The sequence below is a fragment of the Mesorhizobium sp. LNHC252B00 genome, assembly GCF_000502955.1.
Taxonomy (GTDB): Bacteria; Pseudomonadota; Alphaproteobacteria; order Rhizobiales; family Rhizobiaceae; genus Mesorhizobium.
The window spans coordinates 83,175-101,266 of record NZ_AYWO01000017.1; the positions used below are offsets into that span (position 1 = coordinate 83,175).

At 63.1% G+C, this 18,092-nt stretch carries 17 protein-coding genes and 2 pseudogenes; 16 read left to right on the forward strand and 3 right to left on the reverse strand.

What is annotated here, in order from left to right; all coding sequences use genetic code 11:
• Nucleotides 1-7 precede the first annotated feature (7 nt).
• The 12 genes and pseudogenes from phnG to phnE (X744_RS149900) all read left to right on the forward strand — a co-directional run bounded on the left by phnG (nt 8) and on the right by phnE (X744_RS149900) (nt 10,435).
• On the forward strand, nt 8-469 hold the full coding sequence (gene phnG / locus X744_RS149955) for a phosphonate C-P lyase system protein PhnG (RefSeq protein ID WP_023760806.1): 462 nt from the start codon (nt 8-10) through the stop codon (nt 467-469).
• On the forward strand, nt 469-1,080 hold the full coding sequence (gene phnH, locus X744_RS149950) for a phosphonate C-P lyase system protein PhnH (RefSeq protein ID WP_023760807.1): 612 nt from the start codon (nt 469-471) through the stop codon (nt 1,078-1,080). The genes phnG and phnH overlap by 1 nt, the downstream gene beginning before the upstream one ends.
• A 1-nt stretch (nt 1,081) precedes the next feature.
• Nucleotides 1,082-2,194, forward strand: a complete 1,113-nt coding sequence (locus tag X744_RS149945) for a carbon-phosphorus lyase complex subunit PhnI (protein WP_023760808.1) — start codon at nt 1,082-1,084, stop codon at nt 2,192-2,194.
• Nucleotides 2,191-2,610, forward strand: a complete 420-nt coding sequence (gene fosX / locus X744_RS149940; RefSeq protein WP_023760809.1) for a FosX/FosE/FosI family fosfomycin resistance hydrolase — start codon at nt 2,191-2,193, stop codon at nt 2,608-2,610. The genes X744_RS149945 and fosX overlap by 4 nt, the downstream gene beginning before the upstream one ends.
• Nucleotides 2,607-3,434 (forward strand): annotated as a pseudogene (locus tag X744_RS149935) (alpha-D-ribose 1-methylphosphonate 5-phosphate C-P-lyase PhnJ); the annotation flags it as partial. The gene fosX and the pseudogene X744_RS149935, both read left to right, overlap by 4 nt.
• A 137-nt stretch (nt 3,435-3,571) precedes the next feature.
• On the forward strand, nt 3,572-4,348 hold the full coding sequence (gene phnK / locus X744_RS149930; RefSeq protein WP_023760811.1) for a phosphonate C-P lyase system protein PhnK: 777 nt from the start codon (nt 3,572-3,574) through the stop codon (nt 4,346-4,348).
• 322 nt (nt 4,349-4,670) lie between these two features.
• A complete protein-coding gene (phnL, locus tag X744_RS149925; RefSeq protein WP_023760812.1) occupies nt 4,671-5,378 on the forward strand; it encodes a phosphonate C-P lyase system protein PhnL in 708 nt (235 codons plus the stop codon).
• Nucleotides 5,375-5,992 (forward strand): DapH/DapD/GlmU-related protein, encoded by a 618-nt coding sequence (locus X744_RS149920; protein WP_023760813.1) that lies wholly within the window; start codon nt 5,375-5,377, stop codon nt 5,990-5,992. Before phnL ends, X744_RS149920 begins: the two co-directional genes overlap by 4 nt.
• Before the next feature lie 200 nt (nt 5,993-6,192).
• The gene (gene phnC, locus X744_RS149915) at nt 6,193-7,050 is read left to right on the forward strand and encodes a phosphonate ABC transporter ATP-binding protein (RefSeq protein WP_023760814.1); all 858 of its coding nucleotides are present in this window, start codon (nt 6,193-6,195) and stop codon (nt 7,048-7,050) included.
• Nucleotides 7,051-7,142: 92 nt separating this feature from the next.
• On the forward strand, nt 7,143-8,051 hold the full coding sequence (phnD, locus tag X744_RS149910) for a phosphonate ABC transporter substrate-binding protein (protein ID WP_023760815.1): 909 nt from the start codon (nt 7,143-7,145) through the stop codon (nt 8,049-8,051).
• Nucleotides 8,052-8,107: 56 nt separating this feature from the next.
• Complete coding sequence (gene phnE / locus X744_RS149905) at nt 8,108-9,064, forward strand: phosphonate ABC transporter, permease protein PhnE (RefSeq protein WP_023760816.1); 957 nt, start codon at nt 8,108-8,110, stop codon at nt 9,062-9,064.
• Nucleotides 9,065-10,435 (forward strand): phosphonate ABC transporter, permease protein PhnE, encoded by a 1,371-nt coding sequence (gene phnE, locus X744_RS149900; protein ID WP_023760817.1) that lies wholly within the window; start codon nt 9,065-9,067, stop codon nt 10,433-10,435.
• Nucleotides 10,436-10,528: 93 nt separating this feature from the next.
• Here phnE (X744_RS149900) and X744_RS149895 read toward each other — a convergent pair whose 3' ends face one another.
• From X744_RS149895 to X744_RS149890, 3 genes and pseudogenes are all read right to left on the reverse strand, one after another.
• Nucleotides 10,529-11,380, reverse strand: a complete 852-nt coding sequence (locus X744_RS149895; RefSeq protein WP_023760818.1) for a sugar phosphate isomerase/epimerase — start codon at nt 11,378-11,380, stop codon at nt 10,529-10,531.
• Between the two features lie 39 nt (nt 11,381-11,419).
• Nucleotides 11,420-12,683: pseudogene (locus X744_RS01000000170010) on the reverse strand (Gfo/Idh/MocA family oxidoreductase).
• A gap of 144 nt (nt 12,684-12,827) precedes the next feature.
• Nucleotides 12,828-13,883 carry a sugar phosphate isomerase/epimerase gene (locus X744_RS149890; RefSeq protein WP_023760819.1) on the reverse strand — a complete coding sequence of 352 codons (1,056 nt, stop codon included), beginning with the start codon at nt 13,881-13,883 and terminating at the stop codon, nt 12,828-12,830.
• Between the two features lie 381 nt (nt 13,884-14,264).
• Here X744_RS149890 and X744_RS149885 point away from each other — a divergent pair, with 381 nt between their 5' ends.
• From X744_RS149885 to X744_RS149870, 4 genes are all read left to right on the forward strand, one after another.
• Nucleotides 14,265-15,152 (forward strand): sugar phosphate isomerase/epimerase, encoded by an 888-nt coding sequence (locus X744_RS149885; RefSeq protein ID WP_023760820.1) that lies wholly within the window; start codon nt 14,265-14,267, stop codon nt 15,150-15,152.
• A 61-nt stretch (nt 15,153-15,213) separates the two neighbouring features.
• Nucleotides 15,214-16,383 (forward strand): mandelate racemase/muconate lactonizing enzyme family protein, encoded by a 1,170-nt coding sequence (locus X744_RS149880; protein WP_023760821.1) that lies wholly within the window; start codon nt 15,214-15,216, stop codon nt 16,381-16,383.
• Between the two features lie 2 nt (nt 16,384-16,385).
• Nucleotides 16,386-17,102 carry a FadR/GntR family transcriptional regulator gene (locus X744_RS149875; RefSeq protein ID WP_023760822.1) on the forward strand — a complete coding sequence of 239 codons (717 nt, stop codon included), beginning with the start codon at nt 16,386-16,388 and terminating at the stop codon, nt 17,100-17,102.
• A 5-nt stretch (nt 17,103-17,107) separates the two neighbouring features.
• The gene (locus X744_RS149870; protein ID WP_023760823.1) at nt 17,108-18,088 is read left to right on the forward strand and encodes a hydroxyacid dehydrogenase; all 981 of its coding nucleotides are present in this window, start codon (nt 17,108-17,110) and stop codon (nt 18,086-18,088) included.
• Nucleotides 18,089-18,092: the final 4 nt, after the last annotated feature.

The following is an 18,092-nucleotide window of genomic DNA, read 5'->3' on the forward strand; positions in this document are numbered from 1 at the left end:
GTTGCTGATGCGAGGACAGGAAGCCCGCGACCAGGCCGAACGCAAGGCTGTCATGGCAACCCTGGCGCAATCCAGCGGCGACGACATCGTTCGGCTCTGGAACGAGGCCGGACTGCCTTCGGACGCAGAGTTGCTGCGCGGCCCCGAAACCGGCCTAGTCACCGTGCGCGGCCGCATCGGCGGTGGCGGCGCGCCCTTCAATGTCGGCGAGGCGACGGTCACCCGCGCCACCGTCCGGCTGCCGTCCGGACAGGTCGGCCATTGCTATGCGCTTGGCCGCGACAAGCAGAAGGCGAAGCTGGCGGCCATCGCCGACGCATTGTGGCAGGACCCGGCCTGCCGCGCCGAGGTCGAGACCGGGCTGATAGCGCCTCTGCGGTCGGCCCTGACCACGACGCATGAACGCCGCCGCGCCGAGACGGCGGCCACGAAGGTGGATTTCTTCACCATGGTTCGCGGAGAAGACTGATGGACATCGCAGCGCAATCGATCGAAGGCGGTTTCGCCGATCCGGTCTTCAATGCCCAGACTGTGTTCCGCGCGGTCATGGACGCAATGGCGCGGCCGGGCAGCATGCAGCCGCTGCCGGCCTTCGCCCGCCCGCCGGCGCCGCTCTCGGCGACCGCCGGTGCCATTGCGCTGGCGCTTTGCGACAACGACACTCCGCTGTGGCTCGACCCGGCTTTACAGGCTTCCACCGCCATCAAATCCTGGCTTGGTTTCCACACCGGCGCACCATTGGCCAACACGCCGGCCGATGCGCATTTTGCGTTGATCGCCACGCCGGCCGAGATGATGGCGCTCGACGGCTTTTCGCAAGGCACGCAGGATTATCCCGACCGTTCGACCACGCTGATCCTGCACGTCAGCGATCTCGTCTCCGGCACGCCATTGTTGCTCGAAGGTCCCGGCATCGAAACCAGCGCCACGATCGCGCCGGCGCAGATGCCGCGCCATTTCGTCGAACAGTGGAAGCAGAACATCAAGCGCTTCCCGCGCGGCGTCGACATCATCCTCGCCGCCGCTGATGGCATAGCCTGCCTGCCGCGCACGACGCGCGTCAAGACGATGGAGACGTAATATGTATGTCGCGGTAAAAGGCGGCGAAGCCGCAATTGCCAATGCCCACAGCCTGCTTGCCGACCGCCGGCGCGGCGACCGTTCGGTGCCGGCGCTTCGTCTCGATCAGATCGTCGAGCAGCTGGCGCTCGGCGTCGACCGGGTGATGAGTGAAGGCTCGCTCTACGACCGGGAATTGGCTGCACTCGCCATCGTCCAGGCGCGCGGCGACATGATCGAGGCAATCTTCCTGGTACGCGCCTATCGCACCACGCTGCCGCGCTTCGGCTACACCAAGCCCATCGACACCGCCGCCATGCTGGTCGAGCGGCGGGTATCGGCGACCTATAAGGACCTGCCCGGCGGCCAGTTGCTTGGGCCTACTTTCGATTACACCCACCGGCTGCTCGATCCCGAGCTTGCCGCCGGCGCCGACGTCGCCGAGCCGCTGCAGCGCGAGACCGAGGCGCAAGCCATGCCGCGCGTCTCGGCCATCCTTGCCCGCGAAGGCCTGATCGAGCCGGATGGCGACATGCCGCAGGATCACGTCCCCGGCGACATCACCCGCGAGCCGCTGGAGTTCCCGATGGCGCGCGACATTCGCCTGCAGGCGCTGTCGCGCGGCGACGAGGGCTTCCTGCTGGCGCTCGGCTATTCCACGCAGCGCGGCTATGCCCGCAACCATCCCTTTGTCGGCGAAATCCGCATCGGCGAGGTCGAGCTGGAGCTAGATGTGCCCGAACTGCCTTTTGCTGTCCCGCTCGGCACGGTGCGCATCACCGAATGCCAGATGGTCAACCAGTTCAAAGGGTCGGCGAAAGCGCCGCCGCAATTCACCCGCGGCTACGGCCTGGTCTTCGGCCAGAGCGAGCGCAAGGCGATGGCGATGGCGCTCTGCGACCGCGCGCTGCGCGCCAGCGAGTTGGGCGAGGATGTCGTCGCCGCTGCCCAGGATGAGGAGTTCGTCATCTCGCATTCCGACAACGTCCAGGCGACCGGCTTCGTCGAACATCTGAAGCTGCCGCACTATGTCGACTTTCAGGCCGAACTCGACCTCGTGCGCCGCATGCGCGCCGAATACGACGCCCGCGAAAACCCCGCCAAGGCCGAAGAGAAGCGGGAGGCCGCGGAATGATCGAAGGCCTCTCCCACATGACCTTCATCGTCCGCGATCTCGACCGGATGACCGAGATCCTCGAGGGCATACTCGACGCCCGAGAGGTCTATGCCAGCGGCGCCGAACAGTTCTCGCTGTCGCGCGAAAAGTTCTTCCTGATCGGCGACATCTGGATCGCCATTATGGAGGGCGAGCCCTTGCCGGAACGCAGCTACAACCACATCGCCTTCAAGATCGATGACGCCGATTTCGACCGCTACGCCGAGCGCGTCAAAACGCTTGGCCTCGACATGCGCCCGCCGCGCCCACGCGTCGAGGATGAAGGCCGCTCGATCTATTTCTACGACGACGACAACCACATGTTCGAACTGCACACAGGCACGCTCGCGGAGCGGCTGGCACGCTACGCCAAGGGACTGGAAGTCGCGCAATGACCGACATCGCAACCTACAACTTCGCCTATCTCGACGAACAGACCAAGCGGATGATCCGCCGCGCCATCCTCAAGGGCATCGCCATCCCAGGCTATCAGGTGCCGTTCGCCTCGCGCGAAATGCCGATGCCCTATGGCTGGGGCACCGGCGGCGTGCAGGTCACCGCCTCGATCATCGGCCCCGACGATGTGCTGAAGGTGATCGACCAGGGCGCCGACGACACCACCAATGCCGTCTCGATCCGCGCCTTCTTCAAGAAGGTCGCCAATGTCGCGGTGACCACCGACACAGCCAGCGCCACCATCATCCAGACCCGTCACCGCATCCCCGAGCATCCGCTGACTGCGGGCCAGGTGCTTGTCTACCAGGTGCCTATCCCCGAGCCGCTGCGCTTCCTTGAACCGCGAGAGACCGAAACGCGCAAGATGCATGCGCTGGAGGAATACGGCCTCATGCATGTCAAGCTCTACGAGGACATCGCCAAGCACGGCCGCATCGCCACCACCTATGCCTATCCGGTCAAGGTCGAGGGCCGCTATGTGATGGACCCGTCGCCGACGCCTAAGTTCGACAATCCCAAGATGCACCGCTCGCCGGCCCTGCAGCTGTTCGGCGCCGGCCGCGAAAAGCGCATCTATGCGGTGCCGCCCTTCACCGAAGTGGTCAGCCTCGACTTCGAGGATCATCCGTTCGAGGTGCAGACCTTCGACCAGCCCTGCGCGCTGTGCGCGGCCGAGAATGTCTATCTCGACGAGGTCATCCTCGACGACCATGGCGGCCACATGTTCGTCTGCTCCGACACCGACCACTGCGAGAAGCGGCGCAACGCCCCTACCTCCCCCTTGTGGGGAGGTCGCGCCGAAGGCGCGGGTGGGGGGCTTGACCAATCCACACTCCACTCAGCCCCCACCCCGGCGCTGCGCGCCGACCCTCCCCACAAGGGGGAGGGTAAGGAGAAGCAATGACCGACGAACCGCTGCTGCGCGTCTCGGCGCTGTCCAAATTCTACGGCTCGCGCGTCGGCTGCGACAACGTCTCCTTCGACCTGTGGCCGGGCGAAGTCCTGGCTGTCGTCGGTGAGTCCGGCTCCGGCAAGACGACATTGCTCAACTGCCTGTCGACGCGGCTGCTGCCGAGTTCCGGTACCGCCAGCTACCGCATGCGCGACGGCCAGTTCCGCGAGCTTTATCGCATGAGCGAGGCCGAGCGCCGCTTCCTGATGCGCACCGACTGGGGTTTCGTCCATCAGAACCCTGCCGACGGCCTGCGCATGACGGTGTCGGCCGGCGCCAATGTCGGCGAACGGCTGATGGCTGTCGGCGACCGCCACTACGGCAAGATCCGCGCCACCGCCGTCGACTGGCTGTCGCGCGTCGAGATCGACGAGGACCGCATCGACGACGAGCCGCGCGCCTTCTCCGGCGGCATGCGCCAGCGCCTGCAGATCGCTCGCAACCTCGTCACCGGCCCACGGCTAGTGTTCATGGACGAGCCGACCGGCGGCCTCGACGTCTCGGTTCAGGCACGCCTGCTCGACCTGCTGCGCGGTCTGGTCACCGATCTCGGCCTGGCGGCAATCGTCGTCACCCATGACCTCGCGGTAGCGCGGCTGTTGTCGCAGCGCATGATGGTGATGAAGGACGGCCGCGTCGTCGAAAGCGGTCTCACCGACCGCGTGCTCGACGACCCGCGCGCGCCCTACACCCAGTTGCTCGTTTCCTCGATTCTACAGGTTTGACGATGAAGTCTCAAAGTGCGTGTTCGCGAAACCTTAGCGCGAGGCACCCCCCTCTGGCCTGCCGGCCATCTCCCCCGCAAGGAGGGAGATCGGCTGTCCCTGCTGCTTTCACCAATTACCAAGGCTGCAAGAAAAGCGCTGCGGGTGAAACTGCCAATCTCCACCCTTCCGGGGGAGATGTCCGGCAGGACAGAGGGGGGTGCCTCGCGCCGACACCTCGCAACCACCCGCTTCGAGATTTCACCGTTATTCCGCACGTGCAATTGCATTGGCCAGAGGGGGGTGTTGGCCCGCAAACGAATGACGATGGGAGCACCTTCTGATGGCCACCCCGCTTGTTGTCTCGGACGTCGCCAAGAGCTTCACCATGCATCTGCGCGACGGCATCAAACTGCCGGTGATCGCCGGTGTCTCGTTCTCGATCAGGGCGGGCGAATGCACCGTGCTCGGCGGCCCGTCCGGTGCCGGCAAGAGCTCGATCCTGAAGATGCTCTACGGCAACTATGCCGTCGATGAAGGCCAGATCATCGTCACGCATGACGACGGACTGATCGACCTTGCCACCGCCAGCCCGCGCACCGTGCTTGCCGTGCGCCGGCAAACGATCGGCTATGTCAGCCAGTTCCTGCGCACCGTGCCGCGCGTCTCGGCGCTCGATGTCGTCGCCGAACCGCTGGTCGAGCGCGGCGAGGACCGCGAGATTGCCCGCGACAAGGCACGCGGCTTGCTGGCGCAACTCAACCTGCCGGAAAAACTCTGGGCATTGCCGCCGGCGACCTTCTCCGGCGGCGAGCAGCAGCGCGTCAACATCGCGCGCGGCTTCATCACCGAGCACCCGATCCTGCTGCTCGACGAGCCGACCGCCTCGCTCGATGCCAGGAACCGCGACGTCGTGATCGAACTCATCGCCGCCAAGAAAGCGGCTGATGTCGCCCTGCTCGGCATCTTCCATGACCACGACGTGCGCGAGGCGGTTGCCGACCGCATCATCGACGTTACCGCTTTCGCTCCCGGAAAAGTCGCCGCATGACCAGGAAATTATCGGGGACACCGCTGGTCCACCCGACGGCGGAGGTGCAGAACTCGACGCTCGGCCGCTGGACCGAGATCGCCGACCGCAGCCGGGTGTTGGAGAGCGAACTCGGCGACTATTCCTACATGATGCAGGATTGCGCTGTCTGGTGCGCCACGATCGGCAAGTTTTCCAACATCGCGGCAAGCGTGCGCATCAACGCCACCAACCACCCGACTTGGCGGCCGACACTGCATCACTTCACCTATCGCGCCTCGGATTATTGGGACGACGCCGAACACGAGAGCGAGTTCTTCGCCCAGCGCCGCGCCAAACGCGTCACCATCGGCCACGACACCTGGCTCGGCCATGGCTCGACTATCCTGCCCGGCGTCACAGTCGGCGACGGTGCGGCGGTCGGTGCCGGCGCTGTCGTCTCGAAGGATGTCGCCCCCTACACCATCGTCGCCGGCGTGCCGGCAAAACCGATCCGTGAGCGCTTCGACCGCCGAACCGCCGAACGCTACCAGGCGCTTGCCTGGTGGGACTGGGATCATGCCAGGCTGCGCGCTTCGCTCGACGATTTCCGGGAACTATCGGCCGAGGCCTTCCTGGAAAAATACGAAGGATAATTCTTCACATCATCGTCATGGCAGCCGCATGGCAGGACCTGTTCGATGCCTCCACTGCGAGGAACTGCAGGTCTTGGGCCGACCGTAACTCCACGCCTGTGGAGCGTAACAAAACTGACATCATCGCGACACGGCAGGTTCATGTGGCTGCGTTAGGCGAGTGCCTGACGATCAATATGGTCCGGACTGGAACCTGCCCCATGTCAGTAACCTCTGCCACGCTCGAAATCCGCGGTGTCACCCGACGATTTGGCAAGAACACCGCCGTCAGCGACATCAACATCGCGATCCCGCAGGGTCAGATGGTTGGCATTATCGGTCGTTCGGGCGCCGGCAAATCAACCCTTCTTCGCATGATCAACCGCCTCATCGATCCCAGCCAGGGGTCGATTTTTTTTGACGGCGCCGAGGTCTCCCAGTTGAGCGGCTCGCCGCTGCGGCGCTGGCAACGCGACTGCGCCATGATCTTCCAGCAGTTCAACCTGGTGCCGCGCCTCGACGTGCTGACCAATGTGCTGCTCGGCAAGCTGAACCACCGTTCGACCATGTCAAACCTGTTCGGCATGTTCTCTCGCGCCGAATGCGCCGAGGCGGTCGCGGCACTCGAGCGGCTCGACATTGCCCGTACAGCGCTGCAGCCCGCCGGCACTTTGTCGGGCGGGCAGCAGCAGCGCGTCGCCATTGCCCGCGCCATGATGCAGCAGCCCAGGGTTATCCTCGCAGACGAGCCGATCGCTTCGCTCGATCCACTCAACGCCAAGGTGGTGATGGACTCGCTGCAGGACATCAATTTGCGCGAAGGCATCACCGTCGTCACCAATCTGCACACGCTGGACACCGCCCGCACCTATTGCAACCGCATTGTCGGCATGGCCGCCGGCAAGGTCGTTTTCGACGGGCCGCCGGAAGAGCTCAACCGCGAAGCCGTGCGCCTCGTCTACGGCGCAGACAACAATGGCCAGGAAATCTCAGAGGCCATCACCTCGACCAGCGTTGCCTTCAGCCGAAAGATCGCCGCATCCGCCGGACCGCTCGAGCCCGCATTCCCGGGATACTGAGAGCGGTTGGGATCGCCAGCCCACGTCAAGGGCACCTGTCAAAATCGATAACGCTGCCGGCGCGGGGCCGGAACCTACAGGAGAGATATCCAATGTTCAGGAAGATGGTTTTTAGCGCCGTTTCGGTGCTCGCCATGGCGACCAGCATGGCCCACGCGGCCGATATGAAGGAATTTCGCGTCGGCATTCTCGGCGGCGAAAACGAAACCGACCGGCTGCGCAACTACCAGTGCCTCGCCGACCATTTGAAGACCGAATTCGGCTTCGAAAAGGTCTCGCTGTTCCCCGCCGCCGATTATGATGGCGTGATCCAGGGCCTGCTCGGTGGCACGCTCGACTTCGCCGAGCTCGGCGCTTCCGGCTATGCCAGTGTCGCTCTAAAGGACCCGAAGGCAGTCACCCCGATCCTCACCACCCAGCAGACCGACGGCGCCACAGGCTACTATTCGATCGGCCTCGCCCTGAAATCCTCCGGCATCACCGACATCAAGTCGGCCAAGGGCAAGAAGCTTGGTTACGCCGATCCGGATTCGACCTCCGGCTATCTAATCCCGCTGACCCAAATTCCGAAGGACACCGGCGCTTCGAACGAAACCTTCTTCGCTTCGACTCAGTTCAATGGCGGCCACGAGAACAACGTTCTGGCCGTGCGTGACGGCAAGGTCGACGTGGCGGTGGACGATTCGTCCGGCATTGGCCACTTCAAGGACGGCTACACCTCCGGCACCTTCCACAAGGAAGTCGCCAAGGGCGCCGTCGATCCCAACGACTTCGTTGAAGTCTGGCGCTCCGGCCTGATCCCGAACGGCCCGCTGGTCGTGCGCACCGCGCTCGGCAAAGAAATGACCGCCAAGCTCACCGACTTCTTCACGCAGCTGCCCAAGAAGGACAAGGCCTGCTTCGAAGGCGTCGAAGGCGGCGACTTTACCGGCTACGTTCCGGTGAAGGCAGACTTCTACAAAGTCATCATCGAAGCCCGTAAGGCAGCCATTGGCGGCTAATGGCAAAATCAGGAAGGGCGGCGTTAGCAAACGCCGCCCTTCTTGCATGTCCGATCATGACCCTTTCCGAGACAGCCCCTTCCGGCGCCACTCACCAGATGGCCGACGCCTGGCGTCGCCAGACATCGTTGCGCCGGCTTTACACCGCCATCGGCTTCGGCCTGCTTCTTGTCGGGCTCGGCGGCACCATGTGGTTCGCCGACGAGGCCAATGCCGGGCATTTCTTCGACCGGCTGCCGCATTTGCTGGATTTTCTGAGCTGGCTCGTTCCCAAGGACTGGAACGATGTCTGGCGGGCGATGTTCGACATCGCTTCCCCGCATGACACCGGCACACAGGAATTCAACTTTCCGCTGGGCCGCGCTTATGTCTGGGGCAGCTTCTATATTCCCGAATATTTCGAGCTGATGCTGACCACGCTCAACGTGGCGCTGGTCTCGACCTTCGTCGGCTTCCTCTTTGCAGTGCCGTTTTCCTTCATCGCGGCGCGCAATCTGACGCCGCATCCGGTGCTGCGGCTGATCGTCAAGCGCTTCATGGAGTTGCTGCGCGCCTTCCCGGAGATCGTCATCGCCGGCTTGTTCGCGGCCATCGTCTCGATCGGCCCGATCGCCGCCATCATCGCCATCGGCCTGCATTCGATCGGCGCGCTGGGCAAGCTGTTTTACGAGATAAACGAGAACATCGACATGCGACCCGAGGAAGGCCTGCGAGCCGTCGGCGCCAATTGGTTCGAGCGGGTGCGCTTTGCCGGCCTGCCGCAGGTGCTGCCCAACTTCATGTCCTACACGCTGCTGCGTGTTGAAATAAACGTCCGCATTTCCACCATTATGGGCGCGGTCGGCGGCGGCGGCATCGGTGAGGAACTGAAGCTGTCCATCTCGCGAGGCTTCGGCGCCAAGACGATAGCTCTCGTGCTGCTCCTGTTCACGACGATCTTCATCGTCGACCAGTTCTCCGCCTGGTTGCGTCGCAAGCTGGTCGGCGAACAGGCTTTTGCTGTGGGTTCGTAAATGACGACGACCATGACCGCCGATGAAATCCGGTCGATCGAGGAACGCTTTCCGCAGGTATTCAAGCGGCCATTCCAAAAACGCTTCGGGCCGCTGCTGTTGCTTGGCGGCACCTTTTTCTATCTCCTCTACGCACTGTGGTTCTTCAACCTGCCGCAAGTCATGCGGGAATCGCACTGGGAGCGCCTGCCGCTGTTCCTGACTCAATGGATCAGCTACGATGTGCAGCCGATCTTCCGGCTCGATGAACCGCAGATCACCGCCAAATACCCGCGCTTCTCGGTGCTCGGCCCGAATCCCAGCCCGGACTGGGTCAAGGCCAATCCCGATGGTTCGGTAACGATCCTGATCGACGGCACAGCCAAGTCGGTCACCTTCAACAAGACGCAAGCCACAATCATTGCCAATGATGAAACCGTTGCGGTCGGGCTAAGCACCGGCAGGCCGCTGATCTCCGGACCGGTTCCCGGCTGGATCACAGCGCATGAAGATGAGGTCGTGGCCGACATGGGCTTCGCCGGCGAGGTCCGCGTCGCCGCTGACCGCGTCAGGATACGCAAGCGTTTTCTCGGCTGGGCAAACTTCGTCTTCGACACCCGCTCGCCTTTCTTCGGCAAGTCGGCAGGCGAAGTCGCCTCGATGATCGTCTCCGGACCGGAACTGAAACCGGGCACGTCCAACCTGGCGCTGGCCGGCGACAACATCTGGAACAACGCCCAGTGGCAGCATGGCGATGTCTGGACGAAACTCTTGCAGACCATCGTCATGGCTTTTCTCGGCACCTTGCTTGGCGGCATCGTCGCCTTCCCGCTCGCCTTCTTCGCCGCCCGCAACATCACGCCCAGCCGGCTGGTCAACCAGGTGCTCAAGCGCTTCTTCGACTTCATGCGCTCCATCGACATGCTGATCTGGGCACTGTTCTTCACCCGCGCCTTCGGGCCGGGACCACTGGCGGGCAGTGCAGCCGTTTTCTTCACCGAGATCGGCACGCTCGGCAAAACCTATTCCGAGGCGCTGGAGAACATCGACGACAAGCCGCGCGAAGGCGTCGTCTCGACCGGGGCCAACGGCCTTTTGGTGCAGCGCTACGGCGTGTTGCCGGAAGTGGTGCCGGTTTTCATCAGCCAGACGCTCTACCAGTGGGAATCCAACACCCGCGGCGCGACAATCATCGGCGCCGTCGGCGCCGGCGGCATCGGCCTGAAACTATGGGAAGCGATGCGCACCAATTCCAACTGGGCCAACGTCTTCTACATGGTGCTGCTGATCCTGCTCGTGGTCTTCATCTTCGACAACATTTCCAACTTCCTGCGCCGCCGGCTGAGCCAGACCATCCACGACTACAACAGGATCCAGGCCGAGCAGGGGTAGCCTTGTGACGCAGAAGCCCAATCATCGTCTCGCCTCGCGCCTAGGATCGTCGACGCAGGTCTTCTTCGCGTGACTGTCGCCAGATCAGGGTGCCTAAGCCGCTCGTTTCCACCCGTTCCTGATGTGCTTGTAGCCATCGCGATAGACCGCCTCCGGCGTCTCGGAAAAATCGCGCCATACCTTGGTCGCCGCCGCCAAATCCTTCAGCGAGCGCCCGAACGCCTCGATCGTCAGCCAGTCGTCATAGCCGCTCTTGCGGATGGCGGAAAAAGTTTCCTTCCAGGGAATGTTGCCGCGGCCCGGCACACCGCGATCGTTTTCCGAGATATGGATATGCACGACATTCCGGCGGTGTTTTGCATAGGCGCCGATCGGGTCGGTCTCCTCGATATTGGCGTGGAAGGTGTCATACATCGCCTTGACGTGCGGCCGGTCGATGGCGTCGATATGTTCCGACAGGTCCGCCATCGTGTTGAGCAGATAGCATTCGAAACGGTTGAGCGCCTCAAGACCGATAGTGACGCCATTCTTGCCGGCATGGTCGCCGATCGCGCGTTGCGAGGCGACGGAACGCTTCTTCTCTGCAGCCGTCGGCCCTGAGCCGGAAAAGGCGCCGAGCGTCGAATGCAGCGGGCCACTCAGCGTGTCCGCGCCAAGCGATTGCGCGCAGTCGATCGCCCATTTCATGTAGCTGACACCGGCCTTGCGCGTTGCGGCATCGGCCGAGATCAAATTCATCGCCGGATCGCCGATGGCTGAAACCGCGGTCCGCTCCAGCCCGATACGGTCGAGCAGATCGCCGAGTTTCTTATAGTCATCGGGCGCGCCGGCGAAGATCGGTATTTCGACGCCATCGAAGCCGGTCGCCTTGATATCCTTGAGCAACGGTTCGTGTTTCTTCGATACGGCCGTCGTCCACAAGAACATGCACATGCCGATCTTCATCGACGCCTCTCCCCCATCAATTCTCCCGCGAGGTCGGAGCTATAGCTTCGTCCACGCCCCATTCTTCTTCGACGACTTCACACAGGCCTCGATGAAGGCCATGCCTTCGACGCCGTCCTGAACGGTTGGAAAGACGACATCCTTTGCCGGCTTGCCGCCCTTGCGGCGCGCCGCGCGGATGGCGCGCGCGGCCTCCTGGTAGATGTTGGCGAAACCTTCGAGATAGCCCTCGGGATGACCTGGCGGCACGCGACTGACACGGCCTGCTACCGGCAGCGCGCCGGCGCCATTGCGGGTGAGCAACTGCTTGGGCTGGCCAAACGGCGTGTACCAGAGATAGTTCGGGTCCGCCTGCACCCATTCCAGCCCGCCCTTGGAGCCATAGATGCGCAGCTTCAGCCCGTTCTCATGGCCGGGCGCCACCTGGCTGGCCCAGATCATGCCCTTGGCCGGGTGCGTCTTGCCGGCCGGTTTGAAGCGCAGCATGACATTGACGTTGTCATCTAGCAGCCGGCCCGGCACGAAGGCGTCGAGATCGGCTGAAAGGGAATCCAGCTCCAACCCGGAAACGAAGCGGGCGAGATTGTAGGCATGCGTGCCGATATCGCCCAGGGCGCCGCCGGCGCCTGCCTGTTTCGGATCGCCGCGCCACGCCGCCTGCTTCTGGCCTGTGGCCGCAAGGTCCTCGGTCAGCCAGTCCTGCGGATATTCGGACTGCACGATGCGGATGTCGCCGAGCAGGCCCTTGGCGACCATTTCGCGCGCCTGCCGCACCATCGGATAGGCGGTGTAGTTGTGGGTCAGCACGAACACCTTGCCAGTCTTCTCGACTATCGCCGCGAGCTTCTTGGCTTCNATAGGCGGTGTAGTTGTGGGTCAGCACGAACACCTTGCCAGTCTTCTCGACTATCGCCGCGAGCTTCTTGGCTTCGGCCAGCGTCGTCGCCAGCGGCTTGTCGCATATGACGTGGATACCGGCCTCCAGGAAGGCCTTGGCCGCCGGCACATGAACATTGTTGGGCGTGACGACGGCCACCGCCTCGATGCCGTCGGACCGCTTGGCCTCGGCCTTGGCCATTTCGGCATACGACGCGTAACTGCGATCGGGGTCGAGCCCGAGTTCGGCGGCAGAGGCTTTTGCACGCGCCGGGTCGGATGACAAAGCGCCGGCGACCAACACGAAGTCATTATCCAGGCGCGCCGCGATCCGGTGCACCGCGCCGATGAAGGCACCTTGCCCGCCGCCAACCATGCCATAGCGGATCGGGCCGCCTCCCGTTTCCGACTTCGATGCGGCGACCATGTCTTTCTCCCTCGTGTTGCTCACCCCCTTGAAGGGAGGTCGATCCGCGCGCGGATCGGGTGGGTTTGCCGGGCATAGAACTCGGCATGAACCGACCCACCCGGCCCTTCGGCCACCCTCCCCTCAAGGGGGAGAGTATGTCCTTTAAATTCCCATCATGGCCCGCAGCACCTTCTTGTCAGTGGTGCCGCCAGCGAAATCGTCGAACGCCTTTTCCGTCACCCGTATGATGTGGTGCTGGATGAAGGGGGCGCCCTCGGCCGCGCCATCTTCCGGATGTTTCAAGCAGCACTCCCACTCCAGCACCGCCCAGGAATCATAGCCATATTGGGTGAGCTTGGAAAAGATGCCGCCGAAATCCACCTGTCCGTCGCCCAGCGAACGGAAGCGGCCGGCTCGGTTGGTCCAACTCTGATAGCCGGAATAGACGCCTTGCCGGCCGGTCGGATTGAACTCGGCGTCCTTGACGTGGAACGCCTTGATGCGCTCGTGATAGATGTCGATGAATTCGAGATAGTCGAGTTGCTGGAGCAGGAAGTGCGACGGATCGTAATTGATGTTGCAGCGTCTGTGGCCGCCGACCGCGTCGAGGAACATCTCGAAGGTCGCACCGTCGAATACGTCCTCGCCCGGATGAATTTCGTAACCGACGTCGACGCCATTGTCCTCATAGACATCGAGGATCGGCTTCCAGCGCTTGCCGAGTTCGGCGAATGCTTCCTCGATCAGCCCGGCCGGCCGTTGCGGCCAAGGGTAAAGGTAAGGAAAGGCCAATGCTCCGGAGAAGCTCACCGAAGCCCCAAGGGCGAGATTCTTCGAGGCCTTGGCGCCGAACGTCATCTGCTCGACCGCCCACTGCTGCCGCGCTTTGGGATTGTTGTGCACCGAAGCCGGTGCAAAACCGTCGAACTGCGCGTCATAGGCCGGATGCACCGCCACCAATTGCCCCTGCAGATGGGTCGATAGTTCGGTGATCTCGACGCCGGCGTCCGCGCAGATGCCCTTAACTTCGTCGCAATAGGTCTTGGATGAGGCCGCCTTCTCGAGATCGAACAGCCGCGCGTCCCAAGTGGGGATCTGTACGCCCTTGTAGCCGAGACCGGCCGCCCATTTGGTGATCGATGCCAGTGAATTGAACGGCGCGGCATCGCCCGCGAATTGTGCCAGAAACAGTCCAGGGCCCTTCATTGTCGTCGGCATCGGCAATCTCCTCAATTTGTCCCGCGACCGAGCATAGCGCCGATTGGAAGCAGGGCCAGCCACTTTGGTCTTTTTCACATCGGCGCATTGTGTACGCCATAATTCTGGTATTACCAAAAGCGGGAATTTGGTCAAGTCTCGCAATGCGCTATGGAAGCCCTCCCGACGTGGAAAGCAGGGGCATATACATCAATGTAATCAACGAAATAATGGGCTAGCACCGCCAGTCTTCTTGCCGTCCAGAAGAAATTGCTGTAGACCTCGTTTCAGACCCAATTGGTCGAACCAGTTTGTGAAAAATGGCTGGGGATGGCCTGGGGAGGAACCCATGCGTCGCCTTTAGCGACGCACGTCGCAGGCGATTTTTGGGAAGGACAGACGATGCATCTTTCGACGCACAACTGGATGCGCGCGGAACCGTTGGAGACGACGCTCAAGCGCATCAAGAAATTCGGCTACGAGTCGATCGAGATTTCCGGCGAGCCGGAGCAGTACAAGACCAAGGAGACCCGGGCGCTGCTGAAGGAGCATGGCATCCGCTGCTGGGGTGCGGTGACCTTGATGTTGGGCGAGCGCAATCTCGCTGCCAGGAACCAGGGCCAGCGCGAGCGTTCCGTTCAGTATGTCAAGGACGTGCTGACGATGGTCAGCGAGCTCGACGGCGAGATCATCACGCTTGTTCCGGCGACAGTCGGCAAGGTCGTTCCTGACGGCACCGAGGAAGAGGAATGGAAGTGGGTTGTCGACGCCACTCGTGAATGCTTCGCCCACGCCAAGAAAGTCGGCGTCAAGATTGCGGTCGAGCCGCTCAACCGCTTTGAAACCTATCTGTTCAATCGCGGCGCCCAGGCGCTGGCGCTGGCCGATGCAGTCAGTCCCGAGTGCGGCGTCTGCCTGGATGCCTACCACATCCATATGGAGGAATTTAATGTCTATGACGCGATCCGGCAGGCAGGAAAGCGCCTGTTCGATTTCCACGTCGCCGACAACAACCGCTTCGCCGCCGGCCTCGGCCAGATCGACTGGCCGAAGATCGTCGCCACCTTGCGGGAGATCGGCTACGACGGCGCGCTGACCAACGAATTCGTCGCTCCTGTCGACCGCACGCCGGCTGCCCCTTATCCCGACATGGTCGAGCGCAATCCGGTCGACATCTCGCCGGAACAGCTGAAGTTCATCCAGGATCACGGCTCGAGCGTGCTCACGGAAAAATTCTACACCGACCAGATGCGCATCAACGCCGAAACGTTGCTGCCGCTGATCAAGTAGCCGACTACCTCTGGGAAATTCGCCTTTCCGCCCTGACCGGGCGGCAGGGTTGGGGAAGAATATGCGCATCAAGACCGTCCTAGCCTGGTGGGTCCGCGTCCCGATCGAAGCCGCTCGGCAACACCGCAGCGATTTCGGCCAGGTGACGACCTTCGACGCCGCCATCCTGCGCATCGAGACCGATGACGGACTGGTCGGCTGGGGTGAAGGCAAGAACGCCGCCGGCAGCGCCGGCAGCTATGGCGCCCTGGTCCACATGCTGAACTGTGAGGTCGGGCCGCAATTGATCGGCCGCGATCCGGCCGATATCGGTGTGATCTGGGAAATGCTCTACAATGGCGTGCGCCACGATAGCGCCGCCCGCGCTGGCCACGCCATGCCGCAACTGGCGCGGCGCGGCATGAGCATCGCCGCCATCAGCGCCGTCGACATCGCGCTGTGGGACATTCTGGGCAAATCGCTTGGGGTTCCAGTTTGGCGGCTGCTGGGTGGCCGCAAGCTCGACCGCATGCCGGCCTACGCATCAGGCGGCTGGGCGGCGACCGACGCCATCGGCGAGCAGTTGAAATCGTATATCGCCAGAGGCGGTTTCAAGGCGCTGAAGATGCGGGTTGGTGCCATGGACGGCGCAGCACACGTGTCTGCCGCCCGTGTCCATGCCGCACGGCAGGCGCTCGGCCCCGATATCGAGTTGATGGTCGACGCACATGGCACCTACACCGTGGCCGAAGCCAAGCGCTTCATCCACCTCGTCAACGACCTCGACCTCGCCTGGTTCGAGGAGCCTGTTATTGCCGATGACAAGCCCGGCATGGCTGAAGTGCGGGCATCGGGCGCGGTTCCGATCGCGACTGGCGAAAGCGAAGCGACCCGCTATGCTTTTCGCGACCTCGCCATGCTCAAGGCCGCCGACATCTTTCAGCCCGACCCTGCTTTCTGCGGCGGCATCAGCGAGGCGATGAAGATCGGCACCATCGCCAGTGCCTTCAACCTGCGCTTTGCGCCGCATCTGTGGGCAGGTGCGCCCTGCTTCTTCGCCGGGCTGCATGTCTGCGCTGCCTCGCCGTCGAGTTTCACCGTCGAATATTCGCTCGGCGCGAACCCGATGATCCACGATCTGATCGAGGAGACTGTCGAAGCCAAGGACGGTATGATAGCGATCCCCGAAAGGCCGGGTCTGGGATTCACGATTTCGGAGCGATTCCTGGAGGCGCACGCGCAACGCGATTGAAGATGAAAGAAAAGAACCTTCTTGCGGAACTCGCCGCCTACCTGTTCTCCCATTCGGACAAGGAGACCGGCCGAACGCCGTCGGAACGCGAACTGGCGGAGCATTTCGGCGTCAGCCGCGGCCAGATCCGCGAGGCGCTCGCCATCCTCGAGGCCATGCGCATCGTCGAGCGCCGCGCCAAGTCCGGCATCTATATCGACACCAAGCAGGCCAGCGTCGAAGCCATGGCGCTTTTTGCGCGCGCCGGCCTGCCGCTCGACCCGATCCAGATCTACGAGACGGTCGAACTGCGCAAGATCCACGAGATCAAGGCGGCCGAGCTAGCCTGTTCGCGCGCCACCGAGGAGAATTTCGAGCGACTGCGCGAAATCCTGAAAGCTTCGGAAAAGCGCATCGCGGCGGGCGAAGGCCTCGCCAAGGAGGACCGCGAATTCCACCTCGAGATCGTGCGTGCCACCAAGAACAGCGTCTTCCACAATGTCTGCAGCGTCTACTACATGATGGGCGAACAGCGCCTGCCAATCTATTTCAACGATCTGGAGCGCAGCGTGCGCTCGCACGCCGAGCACATCCAGATCTATGAGGCGCTGCTGCGCCGCGACGGCAATCTCGCCCAGGCGCTGATGAGCGCCCATCTGCAGGGCGCCGAGAGCTATTGGAAGGGGCTGATCGAGGGCCATGGCGAGCAACCGCAAAGCCCGGCGCTCGAAAAAGCCTGATCGACATGGCCCGCATCCTCACGACACACCCGCTACATCAGCGCGCCTCGGCCATGCTGGCCGGCGCCGGCGAACTCGTCGTCGCTTCTGCCATCGATCCAGCCACGCTGGCCGCCGAGGCGAGGAATGCCGACATCGTCATCGTCCGCGCGCCGCTGCCGCCGGCGCTGTTCGAGGGCGCCTGGAAGCTGCGGGCGGCGATCCGCCATGGCGCCGGGCTCGACATGATCCCGATGGAAGCTGCGACCGCCGCCGGCGTGCTGGTGGCGAACGTGCCGGCGGTCAACGCGCGCTCGGTGGCGGAACACGTCATGTTCGTGGCCCTTGCCTTGCTGCGCAACTTCCGCGTCGTCGACCGCGACCTGCGGGCAAGAGGTTGGCTCGCCGGCCGCGAGCACGCCAACGCCAACAGCGAACTCGCCGGCAAGACGATCGGCATCGTCGGCCTTGGTGCCGTCGGCCAGGCTGTCGGCCACATTGCGGCGCACGGTTTCGACCTGAATGTGGTGGCAACGACGCGCAGCATGCAGCCGGCGCCGGAGAAGGTCGGCTTCCTGTCGATCGATGCCCTGGTCGAGCAGAGCGACATCATCGTTCTGTGCTGCCCGCTGACGCCGGAGACGCGCGGCTTGATCAACCGCGAGCGGATCGCGCGCATGAAGCCGCATGCGTTGCTGATCAACGTCTCGCGCGGACCGGTCGTCGACGACGACGCACTGATCGAAGCCTTGCGGAAGCGCCGGATTGGCGGCGCTGCGCTCGATGTCTTTACGACGCAGCCGCTGCCGTCAAATCATCCTTATTTCAGCTTCGACAATGTCATCATCACTCCGCATATGGCCGGCATCACCGAGGAGTCGATGATGCGGATGGGCATTGGCGCGGCGGGCGAAGCCTTGCTGGTGCTGGCGGGCAAATTGCCGGTCAACCTGCGCAACCCCGAAGTGGTCGATCACTACCGGCGGCGGTTTCCGGCCGACAGCTGAAGCA